Source organism: Knoellia locipacati (assembly GCF_044791685.1).
GTDB classification, from domain to species: Bacteria; Actinomycetota; Actinomycetes; order Actinomycetales; family Dermatophilaceae; genus Knoellia; species Knoellia locipacati_A.
Genome location: NZ_CP087730.1, coordinates 672120 through 687535, shown reverse-complemented (window position 1 = coordinate 687535; position 15416 = coordinate 672120). Strand labels below are relative to the sequence as shown.

The window sequence follows — 15416 nt, the reverse complement described above, 5'->3', positions numbered from 1 at the left end:
CAGGATGAGTGAAGACGCCGCTCGCCCTGCTTCTCGACCCCTTCTCGACCTCGTCGTGCTCGACTGTCCCGACGCCCTCGAGCTCGCCCGTTTCTACGGCGAGGTCCTCGGCTGGTCCCTCGAGGACGACTCCGACCGTGAGTGGGCCACCCTCGAGAAACCGGGCGGGGGAGTGAGTGCGAAGCGACCCGACGGGCGCACGACGCTGGCCTTCCAGCGGATCGAGGACTGGGTCGAGCCCACCTGGCCCGGTGGTGCCCACCCGCAGCAGTTCCACCTCGATCTCGCCGTGCCGGTGATCTCCGAGGCCGAGCCTGCCGTGCTCGCGGCGGGCGCGAGGGCCCACGAGCACCAGCCGAGCGAGAACGGCGGGTTCAAGGTCTACCTCGACCCCGCCGGCCACCCGTTCTGCCTCGTCGGGGAGCCGTGATGCGCGAGATCGTCATCGAGGCCCAGAACCTCGTCAAGAAGTTCGGTGACTTCACCGCCGTCGACGACGTCAGCTTCGAGGTGCCGAGGGGGTCCGTGTTCGGGCTCCTCGGCCCCAACGGCGCAGGCAAGACGACGACGGTGCGGATGATGACGACCCTCGCGATCCCGACGAGTGGCTCGGCCAGCGTCGCCGGGCACGACGTGGTCAAGGAGCCCGAGGCGGTCCGGGCGAGCATGGGCCTCACTGCCCAGAGCGCGACGGTCGACGACCTGCTCACCGGCCGTGAGAACCTCCGCCTCATCGGCGACCTCTACGGGCTCGACCGACGCTTCGTCCGCAAGCGCACCGACGAGCTGCTCGAGCAGTTCTCGCTCACCGAGGCCGGTGACAAGGTCGTCAAGGACTACTCCGGCGGCATGCGTCGGCGCATCGACCTCGCGGTGAGCCTCATCGCCCACCCGTCGGTGCTCTTCCTCGACGAGCCCACGACCGGTCTCGACCCGCGCAGCCGGGTCGAGCTCTGGGACGTCCTGCGCGACCTCGTGCGCGACGGCACGACCCTGCTCCTCACGACCCAGTACCTCGACGAGGCCGACCAGCTCGCCGACGACATCATCGTCATCGACCACGGCCGGATCATCGCCCAGGGCACGCCCCTCGAGCTCAAGAACCAGTCCGGCGCGGCCAGCCTCGTCGTCACGGTGTCGCGCCACGACAAGGTCCACCAGGCGGCTGAGCTCGTCCGCGCGTCGGTCGAGGGTGAGGTCCACGTCGACGTCGACGCACGCAAGCTGACCGCTCCGGGCGGCAACGTCTCGTCCCTGAGCCAGGTCGCCTCCAACCTCGACGACGCCGGCATCGAGGTCGACGACCTCGGCATGCAGCGACCCAGCCTCGACGACGTCTTCCTCGCCCTGACCGGGCACAAGGCCGAGGACACCAGCAACCAGGAAGAGGTGTCGGCATGAGCACCGCCACGGATGCCATCGCCATCGACCGCGCGGCCCCGAAGCCCGAGGGCGCCAGTCGCCTGCGCCAGATCCTCACGCTCGTGCGGCGCAACCTCACGCACATCAAGCGCCAGCCCGAGATGCTCACCGACGTGACGATCCAGCCGATTATGTTCGTGCTGCTCTTCGCGTTCGTCTTCGGCGGCTCCATCGAGATCCCGGGCGTCGACTACAAGCCGTGGCTCCTGCCGGGGATCATGGCGCAGACGATCGCGTTCAGCTCGTTCATCGTCGCCATCGGCCTCAACACCGACATCGGCAAGGGCATGGTCGACCGCCTGAGGTCGCTTCCGATCCAGCGCTCGTCGATCCTCATCTCGCGCTCGATCGCCGCGCTCATCCACTCGAGCATCGGCGTCGCGGTGATGTCCGTGACCGGCCTGTTCATCGGCTGGCGCATCAACGAGGGCATCGGACGAGGGCTGCTGGCCTACGCCCTGCTCCTCCTCTTCGGCTTCGCGATGATCTGGATCGGCATCCTCGTCGGCTCGGCCATGCGCTCCGTCGAGGCGGTCAACGGGCTGATGTTCACGACGATCTTCCCGATCACGTTCCTGTCCAACGCCTTCGCACGCACCGACGTCATGCCGTCCTGGCTGCGCACGGTCGCCGAGTGGAACCCGATCAGCGCGCTGAGCCAGGCCCTGCGCGACAACTGGGGCATCGCCGGCATCCCGGTGCGCGCGGACGCCCCATGGCCCCTCCACAACCCCGAGCTGGCGACGATCATCTGGTCCCTCGCCATCACCGCGGTCATCGCCCCGCTGGCCCTTCGGGCGTTCAACAGCCGCACGACGGACTGACCCGGCGCGGCGATACCCTCGCGCCATGACACCCACATCGTCGTCGGTGACGGTGGCCGAGATCCGTGCCGCCGCCGACGTTCTCTCGACCGTCATCGCTCCGACACCCATGGAGTTCAACCGCGGCCTCTCGGAGCGGGTCGGCGCCGAGGTGTTCCTCAAGTGCGAGAACCTCCAGCGGGCCGGGTCGTTCAAGATCCGCGGCGCCTACACCCGAATGTCGAAGCTCACCGATGCCGAGAAGGCCCGTGGCGTCGTGGCCGCCAGCGCGGGCAACCACGCCCAGGGGGTGGCGCTGGCAGGCCAGATGCTCGGCATCGAGGTCAAGGTCTACATGCCGGTCCGCGCCCCCATGCCCAAGGTCCAGGCCACGAAGGCCTACGGCGCGACCATCGAGCAGGTCGGGGCCACCCTCGACGAGAGCCTCGTGCATGCCCGGGCGTGGGCGGAGGAGACCGGGGCGGTGCTCATCCACCCGTTCGACCACGACGACATCGTCCGCGGTCAGGGCACCTGCGGCCTCGAGATCCTCGAGCAGTGTCCCGACGTCAGGACGGTCGTCGTCGGCCTGGGCGGTGGCGGTCTCCTCGCGGGCATCGCCCTCGTCATGCGCGAGCTCAAGCCGGACGTCCGCATCGTCGGCGTCCAGGCCGAGCAGGCTGCGGCCTACCCCGGCTCGCTGGCCGCCGGGCACCCGGTGGCAGCGACGGCCATGTCGACCATGGCCGACGGCATCGCGGTGGGCCTGCCCGGTGACGTGACCTTCCCGATCGTGAGGGACCTCGTCGACTCCGTCGAGACCGTGAGCGAGGAGGGCATCTCGCGCGCGCTGCTCTTCCTGCTCGAGCGGGCCAAGCTCGTCGTCGAGCCGGCCGGCGCCTCGGCCGCGGGCTGGCTGCTCGAGAACGCCGGCACCGAGATCGAGGGACCGGTCGTGTGCGTCCTGTCCGGCGGCAACATCGACCCACTGCTCATGATGCGGATCATCCGGCACGGCATGGTCGCGGCCGGCCGCTACCTTCAGTTCGCCGTGCGGGTGCCCGACACCCCCGGCTCACTCGCCGCGATCCTCGCCGACTGTGCCGGCCTCGACGCCAACATCCTCGAGATCGAGCACATCCGCACCGGCCCGCAGATCAGTGTGGACGAGGTCGAGATCGCCCTGCGGCTCGAGACCCGCGGCCCCGAGCACTGCGAGCGCGTGCTCAACGCCATGCGCGGCAAGGGCTACACGATCGTGCACGAGCTCGGGCAGGACTGACCGCAGTGGGCGAGGCGCGCCACAGCGTCCGGCGAGGTGACGGCATACCCACCACAGTGGCGGACGCAAAGGGAGGGTGCGGGTGCAGCGTCCGGCGAGGTGACGGCATACCCACCACAGTGGCGGACGCAAAGCGAAGCTGACAGGACGACGAGAGGGCGCCCACTCTGGTGAGTGGGCGCCCTCTCGGGTTGCTCAGTGGTACTGGGCGTTCGGTCAGCCGGTGTAGGGCTTGGCGTCGAGGATCTTGACCTCGACCTGCTTGCCGTTGGGCGCCTCGTAGCTCACCGTGTCGCCGGCCTTGTGACCATTGACGGCAGAGCCGATCGGGGACTGCTCGCTGTAGACCTGCAGGGTGCCGTCCGCGATCTCGCGCGAGCCGAGGAGGAAGGTCTCCTCGTCGCCGAAGATCTCGGCCTTGACGACCATGCCGGGCTCGACGACGCCGTCGTCGGGCGGGGTCTCACCGATGATGGCGTTCTCGAGGAGCTGGGTGAGCTGGCGGATGCGGGCCTCGTTCTTGCCCTGCTCCTCGCGCGCTGCGTGGTAGCCGCCGTTCTCCTTGAGGTCACCCTCCTCGCGCGCCGCCTCGATCTTGGCGACGATGTCGGCGCGACCCGGGCCGGAGAGCTGCTCGAGCTCGGCCTTGAGGCGGTCGTGCGCCTCCTGGGTCAGGTAGCTCGTCTTGACGACGGTCTCGCTCACTGAAGTTCACTCCTCGGGTGCCCGTGACCCGACGGCGTGAGCCGCCTGCGTCAGGGGGGTGGTGGTCCTACGTGAAAGGGCCCGGGGCACGAACCTCTGCTTGGTTCGCCTTGCCCCAGACCCGGTGGTGCAAAGAACAAGGATAACAACGGCGCCCCGCAAACGCACGTCCTTGCCCATCCGCCGTCGTGCAGGACGGGTGCGCGGGCCCGCGCTCGACCCGGGTTGGTCCCCCTCGACCCGGGCTGCGATCTCGGGTCGAGCGCCCCTTGATCGGGTGGCCCGAGAAAGCGGCAGGGGTCAGGGGAGCCGGACGCAGGAGGCGACGACGCCGGTGACCGCACGGGCGCTCGTGCGCACCGTCACCTCGCGGTGCACCGACCGCGCCCCGGCCGGGACGTCGTCGGTCACGGTGCCGACCCGTCCGTGGCGCACGTCCTGCGCCTCGATGGTGCAGCGCACCGCAGCCCCGTCCGGGCGATGGACGTCGTAGCCCAGCTCGAGCTCGGAGTCCGACACCACGTCGTACCTCGTGACGTCCGCGCTCAGCGCGTTGGCCTGCGACAGCCCGAACCACACGATCAGCGCGACCATCGCGGTGACGCCGACGGCGCCGACGACCCACCAGCGGCCCGTGCCGGGAGCGGGTCGGGGCAACGGCATGGCGGGGTCCTGGTCCTCTCGACGGGGCTCGCACGAGGCGTCGTGCCGGAGTGCGAAGATGGTGCCAGTCCATTGTCGCCTGTGCGACCACCCGACCCCGAAGGGCCCTCACGTGTCTGACCGTCTCCGTCTCATGTGCGTCCACGCGCACCCCGACGACGAGTCGAGCAAGGGCGCCGCGGTCATGGCGAAGTACGTCGACGAGGGCCATGACGTCCTCGTCGTCTCGTGCACCGGCGGCGAGCGTGGTGACGTCCTCAACCCCAAGCTCGCCGACGACCCGCACATCCTGCGCGACCTCGCCCAGGTCCGCCGCGACGAGATGCGCCGCGCCCAGGAGATCCTCGGTGTCGACCACACGTGGCTCGGCTTCGTCGACTCCGGCCTGCCCGAGGGCGACCCGCTGCCGCCGCTGCCGGACGGCTGCTTCGCCCTCGAGCCGCTCGAGGTGACGACCGAGGCCCTCGTGCGCGAGATCCGCCGCTTCCGCCCGCACGTCATGACGACCTACGACGAGAACGGCGGCTACCCCCACCCCGACCACATCATGTGCCACGTGGTGTCGATGGCGGCGTTCGAGGCGGCAGGTGACCCGGCGGCATACCCCGGAGCAGGAGAGCCGTGGCAGCCGCTGAAGATCTACTACAACCAGACGTTCAGCCGCGGCCGCGTCGTCGCCTTCCACGAGGCCCTCACCGCGCTCGGCGAGGAGAGCCCGTATGCCGCGTGGCTCGAGAACTGGGACCCCGCACGAGAGCGTGAGATCACCACCCGCGTCCGCTGCGACGCGTGGTTCGAGCGGCGCGACGCCGCCCTCCTCGCGCACGCGACCCAGATCGACCCCGACGGCACCTTCTTCAAGGTCTCGCGCGAGGAGCAGGCCCGCGTCTGGCCGTGGGAGGACTACGAGGTGGGGCTGTCCTACGTCCCGATCGCCGAGGGCGAGGATGACCTCTTCGCCGGCCTGCCCACCGACGTTCCCGCCGCCGACGCGCTCGCGACGTCCGGCTCCCTCACGATCGCCCACGACGGACGCAAGGAACGCACCGCATGATCCTCGACCGACTCCTCGCCGCACCGCTCTCGCCGACGCCGAGCCCCAGCCCGGCCGGTGACCTCACGCCGAGCCAGGCCGCGGCCCCGGGCGTCTGGGCCTTCGTGGCCTTCCTGTTCCTGGTCGTCGCGCTGTGGCTGCTCATGCGCAACATGAACGCGCGGCTGCGACGCATGTCCTACAAGGCGAGGGCCGCCGAGGAGCGCGACGCGGTCGGGTCGCCGGACGGTGCCGAGGCCACGACCGGTGCCGGGTCAGACGCGGTCGTAGAGCGCGATGGACGCGGCGATGTAGTGCGTGACGAACGCGAGGATCGTTAGGGCGTGGAAGATCTCGTGGAAGCCGAACCAGCGCGGTGACGGGTTCGGGCGCTTGATCCCGTAGACGACGGCGCCCAGCGTGTAGAGCACGCCCCCGGCCAGCACCAGACTCACGACCGCCGTGCCCGCGTGCCGCAGCAGCGGTCCCAGGAAGAAGACGGCCACCGAGCCGAGGGCGACGTAGACCGGGACGTAGAGCCAGCGTGGGGCGTTGATCCACACGAGCCGGAAGATGACTCCGAGCAGGGCCCCGGTCCACACGATGGCGAGCAGGGTCCGACTCTGGTTGAGGGGGAGCAGCAGCGCGAACGGCGTGTAGCTGCCGGCGATGATGAGGAAGATGTTGGAGTGGTCGATCCGCTTGAGGGCCGTGCCCCAGCGTGGTGACCAGGTGCCCCGGTGGTAGACCGCCGACATCGAGAAGAGGAACACGGCGGTGACCGTGAAGATCGCTGCCGCAGCCCGCGCCTGCACGGTCTCGCCGAGGACGACGAGGACGAGACCGCCTATGAAGGCGATCGGCGCCATCGCGAGGTGCAGCCAACCGCGCAGCTTGGGCTTGACGGCGTCGAGCACGGCATCGACGCGCTCTTCGAGGGCGTCGAACGTGCGGGGCTCGCGTGGAGTGCTCATGATCCACTCAACGATACCTACGTTTCCGTAGGTTCCGGACCCGGAGTGACGTGCGCTCTGTCTCCTCGGGTCCCGACGGTACGGTGACGGCATGGCGCTCACCGATGTCCTGTACACGGCATACGAGCGCCGACTGGCGAAGCACCTGGGCCCCGAGAGCGTCCCCCGGCACGTTGGCGTGATGCTCGACGGCAACCGCCGATGGGCCAAGGCGCGCGGCGCCGGGACGAGCGAGGGCCACCAGGCGGGGGCCGACAACATCGCCAACCTGCTCGGCTGGTGCGAGGAGGTCGGCGTCGAGGTCGTCACCCTCTGGCTGCTCTCGACCGACAACCTCAACCGGTCCGAGTCCGAGCTGCGACCGCTGCTGGGGATCATCGAGCGGGCCGTCGACGCGCTCGCCGACACCCGGCGGTGGCGCCTGCACGTCGTCGGTGCGCTGACCCTGCTGCCGACGGCGACGCGGGAGCGGCTCGAGGCCGCAGCCGCCCGCACGGCGGACGTCGACGGGATGCTCGTCAACGTCGCGGTCGGCTACGGCGGCCGGCGCGAGATCGCCGACGCCGTCCGGTCGCTGCTGCTCGAGCACGCCGACCTCGGGACGACGATCGAGGAGCTCGCCGAGATCCTCGACGTCGAGCACATCGCCGAGCACCTCTACACCAAGGGCCAGCCCGACCCGGACCTCGTCATCCGCACCTCGGGGGAGCAGCGGCTCGGTGGGTTCCTGCTCTGGCAGAGCGCCCACTCGGAGTTCTACTTCTGCGAGGCCTACTGGCCCGACTTCCGCAAGGTGGACTTCCTCCGGGCACTGCGGGCGTTCGGTGAGCGGCACCGCCGCTTTGGCTCCTGAGCCAGTACCTCATCAGTCCCACCGGCCCCAGACGTCCCACCTGCCACCTCCGTCGCGCAGACGCCCGGTGAAGCCCAGACGAACGGTTCGACACGCCGCGAGGATGCGTGACACGTGAGCGTGGGGCAGTCGTAGCGTCGCGTCTGACGCACCACCCCGGTGCGTTCGGGAGGCCCATCGCATGGAGCACACCACGCTCCGGAGGAGGGACCGGTCCCGGCTCCCTGCTCACGGCAGTGGGTCGACCGGGTTCCACACCTTCGAGCCGGCGCACGACTGAACCGTGCGCGCCTAGGAGCCCTGCCGTGGCCACGACCTCGCCTTCGACCGCTTCCTCCCCGACGACGACCGCCGGGAGCCCCCGGCGCAAGCGCGCGTCCGCCACGAGCACCACGGCGGTCGAGTCCGTGGCCGAACCGGCCCTGCGGACCTATGTGCTCGACACCTCGGTCCTCCTCTCCGACCCGCGGGCGATCATGCGGTTCAAGGAGCACGAGGTCGTCCTGCCGGTCGTCGTCGTCACCGAGCTCGAGGCCAAGCGCCACCACCCGGAGCTGGGCTTCTTCGCCCGCACGGCCCTGCGGCTGCTCGACGACCTGCGGATCCAGGCCGGTCGCCTCGACGCGCCTGTCCCCGTCGGCGACGCCGGCGGCACCCTGCGCGTCGAGCTCAACCACACGGACCCGGCATCGCTCCCCGCCGGCTTCCGCCTGGGTGACAACGACACCCGGATCCTCGCGGTCGCCAAGAACCTCGCCAACGAGGGTCGCGCGGTGACGATCGTCAGCAAGGACCTGCCGATGCGGGTCAAGGCCTCGGCCTGCGGGATGGAGGCCGAGGAGTACCGCGCCGAGCTGGCCGTCGACTCGGGCTGGACCGGCATGGACGAGGTCGAGGTCACGGTCGAGGAGATGGACCACCTCTACGAGTACGGCCGTCTCGAGCACCTCGGCGCCGCCGAGCTGCCGTGCCACACCGGCCTCAAGCTCCTTTCACCGCGAGGCAGCGGCCTCGGCCGGGTCGGCGCCGACAAGCAGGTGCGGCTCGTCAAGGGCGACCGTGACGCCTTCGGCCTGCACGGCCGCAGCGCCGAGCAGCGGATCGCGCTCGACATCCTGCTCGACCCCGACATCGGCATCGTCAGCCTCGGTGGCCGCGCCGGCACCGGCAAGTCCGCCCTCGCCCTGTGCGCCGGGCTCGAGGCGGTCATGGAACGCCGCCAGCAGCGCAAGGTCGTCGTCTTCCGCCCGCTCTACGCCGTGGGCGGCCAGGAGCTCGGCTACCTGCCCGGGTCGGAGTCGGAGAAGATGAACCCGTGGGGGCAGGCGGTCTTCGACACCCTCTCCGCGCTCGTCTCGCGCGAGGTCGTCGAGGAGGTCCTCGACCGGGGGATGCTCGAGGTCCTGCCGCTCACCCACATTCGCGGTCGCTCGCTGCACGACGCGTTCGTCATCGTCGACGAGGCGCAGTCCCTCGAGCGCAACGTCCTCCTCACGGTCCTGTCGCGGATCGGCCAGAACTCCAAGGTCGTCATGACCCACGACGTCGCCCAGCGCGACAACCTCCGGGTCGGCCGTCACGACGGCGTCGCCGCGGTGATCGAGAAGCTCAAGGGCCACCCGCTCTTCGCCCACGTCACCCTCACCCGCAGCGAGCGCAGCCCGATCGCGGCGCTCGTCACCGACCTGCTCGAGTCGGAGGACGGCCTCGGCTGAGAGCCCCTCGGAGGGCCACGCACGACCCGGTATGCCGGCCCACGCAGAGCGTGGGACCCGCGCTCCCGTCGGCGGACGGCATACCGCGCGTTCGTGCACGGAACCACGCGCGGAGGTGACGTGGGTCACTCGACCCCGGTGTGACCGGGCCGGGTGGCGCTGAGCACAATGAGGCGTCCCGTTTTGGTCCTGGGAGGGGTCATCGCGTACGTTGGTCTCGATTTGGTAACGCAGCCCGACTGCCTCGTCAGCCGGGCTGTTCTGTGTCGTGGAGAGGAAACCTTCGAGTGAGCAGCAGGTACCGCGGTCGTCACCGCGGGCGCCACGCGCGTCCATCCGAAGCACCCCTGACGGTGGCGCTGGGCGTCGCCCGTCGTCCCGCCGTCACCGCCGGCATGGCCCTCGCGCTCGTGGGCACCGGCGCCGTGGGCGTGAGCGCCAACGACGCCGTGGCCGATTCCGAGCCCTTCACCCTCAGCTCTGCCGCGAGGAACCAGGCGACCCTGTCCGCCCGCGAGAGCGCGACCGACAGCGCCCGCATCTCCCGCGACCGCGCCGGTGTCAACACCCAGCGCGCCGCCCTCAACGCCCAGGCGCAGGCCGCGGCCAAGGCCAAGGAGGACGCCGCAGCCAAGGCGGCCAAGGCCAAGGCCGAGGCGCTCGCCAAGGCGCGTGCAGCCGCCGCGCAGAAGGCCGCCCGCGAGAAGGCCCGTGCCTCCGCGATCGCGAACGCGCAGCAGGACCCCCGGTCCGCCGCGCGGGCCCTCATGGCCGACCACGGCTGGGGCGACAGCCAGTGGAACTGCCTCAACCTCCTCTGGGAGGGCGAGAGCTCCTGGGACTACACCGCCGAGAACTCCTCCTCCGGCGCCTACGGCATCCCGCAGAGCCTGCCCGCGAGCAAGATGGCGAAGTTCGGCGCGGACTACCGCACCAACCCGATCACCCAGATCACCTGGGGCCTCTGGTACATCGACCAGTCCTACGGCTCCCCGTGCAACGCCTGGGACTTCTGGAACGGCCGCTACCCGCACTGGTACTGAGCAGGCTCGCCGGGCGGGTTTGACCCCCTCGCAGGGTCGGTCAGAGCCGGCGGAGCCTGATGTGGGTGACCGCGTGGTCCTCACCCTTGGACAGCACGAGCGTGGCGCGGTCGCGCGTCGGCTCGACGTTGCGCAGCAGGTTGGGCTCGTTGATCCGCTCCCAGATGCCTGACGCGGTCTCGCGCGCCTCCGAGTCGGTGAGCCCGGCATAGCGGTGGAAGTACGACTCGGGGTCGGCGAACGCGGTCTCGCGCAGCCTGAGGAAGCGCTCCACGTACCAGTTGCGCAGCTGCTCGACGGGGGCGTCGACGTAGACCGAGAAGTCGAAGTAGTCCGAGAGGACCTGCCGGGTCCGCTGGTCCGAGCGCACCGTCGCCGGCTGGAGGACATTGAGGCCCTCGACGATGAGGACGTCGGGCTGGTCGACGACGATCTGGGCCCCGGGGACGATGTCGTAGGTGAGGTGCGAGTACACCGGAGCCGCGACACGCGGCATACCGGACTTCACGTCCGCGACGAAGCGCAACAGCGCGCGGCGGTCGTAGGACTCGGGAAAACCCTTGCGCTGCAACAGCCCTCGCGCCTCGAGCTCGGCATTGGGGCGGAGGAACCCGTCGGTGGTGATGAGGTCCACCCGAGGGGTCTGCGGCCAGCGGCGGAGCAGCTCGCGCAGGACGCGCGCCGTCGTCGACTTGCCGACGGCGACCGAGCCGGCGATCCCGATGACGAAGGGCACCTTGGCCGGGCGCTCGCCGAGGAAGTCGGTCGTGACGCGGTGCAGGCCCGCGGTGGCGTTGACGTAGAAGGCGAGGAGCCGGGAGAGGGGGAGGTAGACCTGCTCGACCTCCTGCAGGTCCACGCGGTCGCCGAGGCCGCGCACGCGGGCGATGTCGGAGGGCGTCAGGCTGAGCGGGTGGTTGTCACGACGGGCGGCCCAGTCCTCGCGGGTGAAGTCGAGGTAGGGCGACGGAAGCGGCGTCGTCGGCGGGGTCGGCCCTGAGGGAGCCGTCGGCCCTGACGCAGCCGTCGGCCCTGACGCAGCCGTCGGCTCGGACCCGGACACGGGCACTGCGGGTGTGGCGGACACGCGGGCCATTGTCGCCCACGCGGCGGTTCGGGGGTGGGGGAGCGAGCCATTACGCTTGCCGCCATGTGTGGAATCGTGGGATATGTCGGCAGGTCCATGGACGAGCGCGCCGAGAACGTCGTCATGGAGGGCCTGGCCCGCCTCGAGTACCGCGGTTACGACTCGGCCGGCATCGCCGTCGTCACCGAGGACGGCGTCTCGTCAGAGAAGCGCGCCGGCAAGCTCGAGAACCTGCGCGGCGCCCTCGAGGCCCACCCGCTGGCCACGTCCCGCACCGCCATCGGCCACACCCGCTGGGCGACCCACGGTGGGCCCACCGACGGCAACGCCCACCCGCACCGTGGTGGCGACGAGGACAAGCTCGCCCTCATCCACAACGGCATCATCGAGAACTTCCACTCGCTCAAGAAGGAGCTGCTCGCCGAGGGCGTCACCTTCGAGAGCGAGACCGACACCGAGGTCGCCGCCAAGCTCGTCGGCCGCGCGTTCGACGAGACGGGTGACCTCACCACCGCGATGCAACAGGTCGTGGGCCGCCTCGAGGGCGCGTTCACCCTCCTCGCCGTGCACGCCGACCAGCCCGGAGTCGTCGTCGGCGCCCGTCGCAACAGCCCGCTCGTCGTCGGCCTCGGCGAGGGCGAGAACTTCCTCGGCTCCGACGTCGCCGCGTTCATCGGTTACACCCGCCACGCCCTCGAGCTGGGCCAGGACCAGATCGTCACGATCACCCCGGACGGGCACGAGGTCATCACCTTCGACGGTGCCCCCGCCGAGGGCAAGGCCTACGAGGTCACGTGGGACGCCGCCGCCGCCGAGAAGGGCGGCTACGCGACGTTCATGGAGAAGGAGATCTACGACCAGCCGCACGCCGTCGGCGACACCCTCCTCGGTCGCACCGACGAGGACGGCCGCCTCGTCCTCGACGAGCTGCGGATCAGCGAGGAGCAGCTGAGCAACGTCGACCGCATCACCGTCGTCGCGTGCGGGACCGCCGCCTACGCCGGCATGGTGGCCAAGTACGCCATCGAGCACTGGACCCGGATCCCGGTCGAGGTCGCGCTCGCCCACGAGTTCCGCTACAGCGACCCGATCGTCAACGAGCGCTCGCTCGTCGTGAGCATCAGCCAGTCCGGCGAGACCATGGACACCCTCATGGCCGTCAAGCACGCCCGCGAGCTCGGCGCGCTGACGATCTCGGTCTGCAACACGCACGGCTCGACGATCCCGCGCGAGTCCGACGCCGTCCTCTACACGCACGCCGGCCCCGAGATCGCGGTCGCGTCGACCAAGGCGTTCCTGGCCCAGATCACCGCCTGCTACGTCCTTGGCCTCTACCTCGCCCAGCTGCGCGGCGGCGCCTTCGCCGACGACGCCCAGGCCGTGATGAAGGAGCTGCACGAGGTCCCCGACAAGATCGAGGAGCTCCTCGGCACCATGGACCGGGTCAAGGAGATCGCCCGCTTCATGGCCGACACCCGCTCGGTGCTCTTCCTCGGCCGCAACGTGGGCTTCCCCGTCGCCATGGAGGGCGCGCTCAAGCTCAAGGAGCTCGCCTACATCCACGCCGAGGGCTTCGCCGCCGGCGAACTCAAGCACGGCCCGATCGCGCTCATCGACGCCGGCCAGCCGGTCTTCATCGTCGTCCCCGGGCCCGACACCCCCCACGACCTGCACAAGAAGGTCGTCTCCAACATCCAGGAGATCCGCGCCCGCGGCGCCCGGACCATCGTCATCGCGCAGCAGGGCGACGAGGACGTCGTGCCCTTCGCCGACGAGGTCATCCGCGTGCCCCAGACGTCGCCGCTGCTGCAGCCGCTCCTCACCGTGGTGCCGTTGCAGATGTTCGCCCTGCACCTCTCGACCGCCAAGGGCCTCGACGTCGACCAGCCGAGGAACCTCGCCAAGTCCGTCACGGTCGAGTGACCCCGTGACGGTGACGGGCAGCGAGCACCGATGATCGTCGGCACCGGGATCGACGTCGTCGACATCCCGCGGTTCGCGGAGACGCTCGAGCGCACCCCCGGGCTGCGCCTCCGGCTGTTCACCGAGTCCGAGCGCGTGCTCCCGATGCGGTCCCTCGCTGCGCGGTTCGCCGCCAAGGAGGCCCTCGCCAAGGCGCTCGGCGCGCCGGTCGGCTTGGCGTGGACCGATGCGACCGTCGAGCGCGGCGAGGACGGCCGGCCGCACATCGTCATGACGGGGACCGTCCTGGCCCGCGCCGAGGAGCTCGGCGTCAACCACGTGCACGTGTCGCTGTCGCACGACGCCGGGATCGCCTCGGCCGTCGTCATCGCGGAGTCCTGAACCCCACCCAGCCCGAGGAGTCGTCGTGATCGAGGCATGGAGCCCGGAGGACGTGTATGCCGCTGAGGCGGCGCTCGAGGAGGAGCTCGCCTCGGGTGAGCTCATGGCGCGAGCCGTCGAGGGTCTCGCCGAGGTCGTCGCGGCCCGCGTCGCCCAGCTGGGCGCCGAGACCGTCATGGCGCTCGTGGGCTCGGGCAACAACGGCGCAGACGCCCTGTATGCCGTGGCGCACCTCGCCGAGGCCGGCCTGAGCTGTGCGGCGGCCCTGGACCCCGAGCGCGTCCACGAGGGCGCCCTCGAGGCGGCCCGCGCCGCCGGCGTCGTGCTCGTCACCGGCGCCGAGGCACTCGAGGACGTGGCGGAGGCCGACGTCGTCGTCGACGGCATCCTCGGGCTCGGCGGGCGACCGGGCCTGCCGGCCGAGGCGGCTGCCTGGGTCCGGGCCATCTCCGACGACGCCCATGTCATCGCGGTCGACCTCCCCTCCGGTCAGGCCGCCGACGGGTCGGGCTTCGACCCCGACGGCGTCCTCGCCGACGAGACCGTGACCTTCTCGGTGGCCAAGCCGGTCCACCTCCTGCCGCCGACCGAGCAGGCGTGCGGCTCGCTCACCGTCGTCGACATCGGGCTGGCGTTCGAGTCCGACCCGTCGGTCGTCCGGCTGACGTTCGACGACGTCGCCGACCTGTGGCCGGTGCCCGGGCCCGACGACGACAAGTACTCCCGTGGCGTCCTCGGCGTCGTCGCCGGGGGAGAGCAGTACACCGGGGCAGCCGTCCTCACGGTGACCGCCGCGGTGGAGGCCGGGGCGGGGATGGTCCGCTACGTCGGGACACCGACCCCCGACGGACTGGTGCGGGCCGCGGTGCCCGAGGCGGTCCACGGCGAGGGCCGGGTCCAGGCCTGGGTCGTGGGGCCGGGGCTCGACCCCACCTCGACCCGTCGTGAGTCGGCGAGCCAGCTCGCGGTGGCACGCCGGGCGCTCGCGGGCGAGGAGCCGGTGCTCGTCGACGCCGGTGGTCTGGGCCTCGTCGACGACGCGGTCATCGACGCCCGTCGGGGCCGACCGACCCTGCTCACCCCCCACGCGGGCGAGCTCGCGACGATGCTCAGCCGCCTGGGCTCGGGCCCCCGTGCACGGTCCCGCCCCGAGGTCGAGCGGGCCGCGGTCGAGGCCGAGCCGCTGCGCCACGCCCGTGCCCTCGCGGACCGCACGGGGATGACCGTCCTCCTCAAGGGCTCGACGACGCTGATCGTGCCTCCGGACGCCGCCGGCCCGGTGCGGTCGCAGGCCGACGCCCCGGCCTGGCTCGGCACGGCCGGCAGCGGTGACGTCCTCGCCGGGCTCATCGGCACCCTGCTGGCCGCAGGCCTCGAGCCCGCCGACGCCGGAGCCCTCGGCGCCCTCGTCCACGGCGTCGCCGCGGACCGGGCCAGCGGCGGAGGCCCGCTACGGGCACTCACGGTGGCGCACGGCATACCGGGCGCCGTGGCGCACCTCCTCACCCGACGCTGAGGGCCGCCCGCCTAGA

General features: G+C 71.0%; 16 protein-coding genes. 12 read left to right on the top strand and 4 right to left on the bottom strand.

The features are described 5' to 3' along the window. Window positions 1-4 precede the first annotated feature (4 nt). The 4 genes from LL946_RS03115 to ilvA are packed head-to-tail and all read left to right on the top strand — an operon-like array spanning window position 5 to window position 3507. A complete protein-coding gene (locus LL946_RS03115; RefSeq protein ID WP_404384689.1) occupies window positions 5-430 on the top strand; it encodes a VOC family protein in 426 nt (141 codons plus the stop codon). Further along, window positions 430-1401 carry an ATP-binding cassette domain-containing protein gene (locus LL946_RS03110; RefSeq protein ID WP_404384687.1) on the top strand — a complete coding sequence of 324 codons (972 nt, stop codon included), beginning with the start codon at window positions 430-432 and terminating at the stop codon, window positions 1399-1401. The genes LL946_RS03115 and LL946_RS03110 overlap by 1 nt, the downstream gene beginning before the upstream one ends. Next, entirely contained in the window at window positions 1398-2246 is an 849-nt protein-coding gene (locus LL946_RS03105) for an ABC transporter permease (protein WP_404384685.1), read from the top strand. The genes LL946_RS03110 and LL946_RS03105 overlap by 4 nt, the downstream gene beginning before the upstream one ends. Window positions 2247-2271: 25 nt before the next feature. Next, window positions 2272-3507, top strand: a complete 1236-nt coding sequence (ilvA, locus tag LL946_RS03100) for a threonine ammonia-lyase (protein ID WP_404384683.1) — start codon at window positions 2272-2274, stop codon at window positions 3505-3507. A 216-nt stretch (window positions 3508-3723) separates the two neighbouring features. Here the strand turns inward: ilvA and greA are convergent, their stop codons facing one another. Both greA and LL946_RS03090 read right to left on the bottom strand, forming a co-directional pair. Beyond that, on the bottom strand, window positions 3724-4212 hold the full coding sequence (gene greA, locus LL946_RS03095) for a transcription elongation factor GreA (RefSeq protein WP_404384681.1): 489 nt from the start codon (window positions 4210-4212) through the stop codon (window positions 3724-3726). A gap of 300 nt (window positions 4213-4512) precedes the next feature. Further along, window positions 4513-4875: a DUF4307 domain-containing protein gene (locus LL946_RS03090; protein ID WP_404384679.1), complete on the bottom strand. Its 363-nt coding sequence runs from the start codon at window positions 4873-4875 to the stop codon at window positions 4513-4515. A gap of 112 nt (window positions 4876-4987) precedes the next feature. Here LL946_RS03090 and mca point away from each other — a divergent pair, with 112 nt between their 5' ends. Both mca and LL946_RS03080 read left to right on the top strand, forming a co-directional pair. After that, complete coding sequence (gene mca, locus LL946_RS03085; protein ID WP_404384677.1) at window positions 4988-5929, top strand: mycothiol conjugate amidase Mca; 942 nt, start codon at window positions 4988-4990, stop codon at window positions 5927-5929. Then, window positions 5926-6249 carry a hypothetical protein gene (locus LL946_RS03080; protein ID WP_404384675.1) on the top strand — a complete coding sequence of 108 codons (324 nt, stop codon included), beginning with the start codon at window positions 5926-5928 and terminating at the stop codon, window positions 6247-6249. The genes mca and LL946_RS03080 overlap by 4 nt, the downstream gene beginning before the upstream one ends. Here LL946_RS03080 and LL946_RS03075 read toward each other — a convergent pair. After that, the gene (locus tag LL946_RS03075; RefSeq protein WP_404384673.1) at window positions 6184-6882 is read right to left on the bottom strand and encodes a hemolysin III family protein; all 699 of its coding nucleotides are present in this window, start codon (window positions 6880-6882) and stop codon (window positions 6184-6186) included. The two genes, LL946_RS03080 and LL946_RS03075, sit on opposite strands and share 66 nt — an antisense overlap. Before the next feature lie 91 nt (window positions 6883-6973). Here LL946_RS03075 and LL946_RS03070 point away from each other — a divergent pair, with 91 nt between their 5' ends. From LL946_RS03070 to LL946_RS03060, 3 genes are all read left to right on the top strand, one after another. Next, window positions 6974-7735, top strand: a complete 762-nt coding sequence (locus LL946_RS03070) for an isoprenyl transferase (RefSeq protein WP_404384671.1) — start codon at window positions 6974-6976, stop codon at window positions 7733-7735. A 407-nt stretch (window positions 7736-8142) separates the two neighbouring features. Then, the gene (locus tag LL946_RS03065) at window positions 8143-9450 is read left to right on the top strand and encodes a PhoH family protein (RefSeq protein WP_404386773.1); all 1308 of its coding nucleotides are present in this window, start codon (window positions 8143-8145) and stop codon (window positions 9448-9450) included. 353 nt (window positions 9451-9803) lie between these two features. Next, a complete protein-coding gene (locus tag LL946_RS03060; RefSeq protein ID WP_404384669.1) occupies window positions 9804-10493 on the top strand; it encodes a hypothetical protein in 690 nt (229 codons plus the stop codon). A 40-nt stretch (window positions 10494-10533) separates the two neighbouring features. Here the strand turns inward: LL946_RS03060 and coaA are convergent, their stop codons facing one another. Beyond that, window positions 10534-11589: a type I pantothenate kinase gene (gene coaA / locus LL946_RS03055; protein WP_404384668.1), complete on the bottom strand. Its 1056-nt coding sequence runs from the start codon at window positions 11587-11589 to the stop codon at window positions 10534-10536. Between the two features lie 54 nt (window positions 11590-11643). Here coaA and glmS point away from each other — a divergent pair, with 54 nt between their 5' ends. From glmS to LL946_RS03040, 3 genes are read left to right on the top strand one after another with little or no spacing between them, the layout of a single operon-like run. Continuing rightward, window positions 11644-13503 carry a glutamine--fructose-6-phosphate transaminase (isomerizing) gene (gene glmS / locus LL946_RS03050; RefSeq protein WP_404384666.1) on the top strand — a complete coding sequence of 620 codons (1860 nt, stop codon included), beginning with the start codon at window positions 11644-11646 and terminating at the stop codon, window positions 13501-13503. A 30-nt stretch (window positions 13504-13533) separates the two neighbouring features. Next, window positions 13534-13884, top strand: a complete 351-nt coding sequence (locus LL946_RS03045) for a holo-ACP synthase (RefSeq protein WP_404384664.1) — start codon at window positions 13534-13536, stop codon at window positions 13882-13884. A 25-nt stretch (window positions 13885-13909) separates the two neighbouring features. Further along, window positions 13910-15400 carry a bifunctional ADP-dependent NAD(P)H-hydrate dehydratase/NAD(P)H-hydrate epimerase gene (locus tag LL946_RS03040; RefSeq protein WP_404384662.1) on the top strand — a complete coding sequence of 497 codons (1491 nt, stop codon included), beginning with the start codon at window positions 13910-13912 and terminating at the stop codon, window positions 15398-15400. Window positions 15401-15416 lie beyond the last annotated feature (16 nt).

Excerpts from the sequence above, each read along its gene's own strand:
- LL946_RS03115 (WP_404384689.1), top strand. The coding sequence starts at position 5 with ATGAGTGAAGACGCCGCTCGCCCTGCTTCTCGACCCCTTCTCGACCTC.
- coaA (WP_404384668.1), bottom strand. The coding sequence starts at position 11,589 with ATGGCCCGCGTGTCCGCCACACCCGCAGTGCCCGTGTCCGGGTCCGAG.
- LL946_RS03090 (WP_404384679.1), bottom strand. The coding sequence starts at position 4,875 with ATGCCGTTGCCCCGACCCGCTCCCGGCACGGGCCGCTGGTGGGTCGTC.
- LL946_RS03045 (WP_404384664.1), top strand. The coding sequence starts at position 13,534 with ATGATCGTCGGCACCGGGATCGACGTCGTCGACATCCCGCGGTTCGCG.
- LL946_RS03075 (WP_404384673.1), bottom strand. The coding sequence starts at position 6,882 with ATGAGCACTCCACGCGAGCCCCGCACGTTCGACGCCCTCGAAGAGCGC.
- LL946_RS03105 (WP_404384685.1), top strand. The coding sequence starts at position 1,398 with ATGAGCACCGCCACGGATGCCATCGCCATCGACCGCGCGGCCCCGAAG.
- LL946_RS03080 (WP_404384675.1), top strand. The coding sequence starts at position 5,926 with ATGATCCTCGACCGACTCCTCGCCGCACCGCTCTCGCCGACGCCGAGC.
- LL946_RS03110 (WP_404384687.1), top strand. The coding sequence starts at position 430 with ATGCGCGAGATCGTCATCGAGGCCCAGAACCTCGTCAAGAAGTTCGGT.
- ilvA (WP_404384683.1), top strand. The coding sequence starts at position 2,272 with ATGACACCCACATCGTCGTCGGTGACGGTGGCCGAGATCCGTGCCGCC.
- LL946_RS03070 (WP_404384671.1), top strand. The coding sequence starts at position 6,974 with ATGGCGCTCACCGATGTCCTGTACACGGCATACGAGCGCCGACTGGCG.
- glmS (WP_404384666.1), top strand. The coding sequence starts at position 11,644 with ATGTGTGGAATCGTGGGATATGTCGGCAGGTCCATGGACGAGCGCGCC.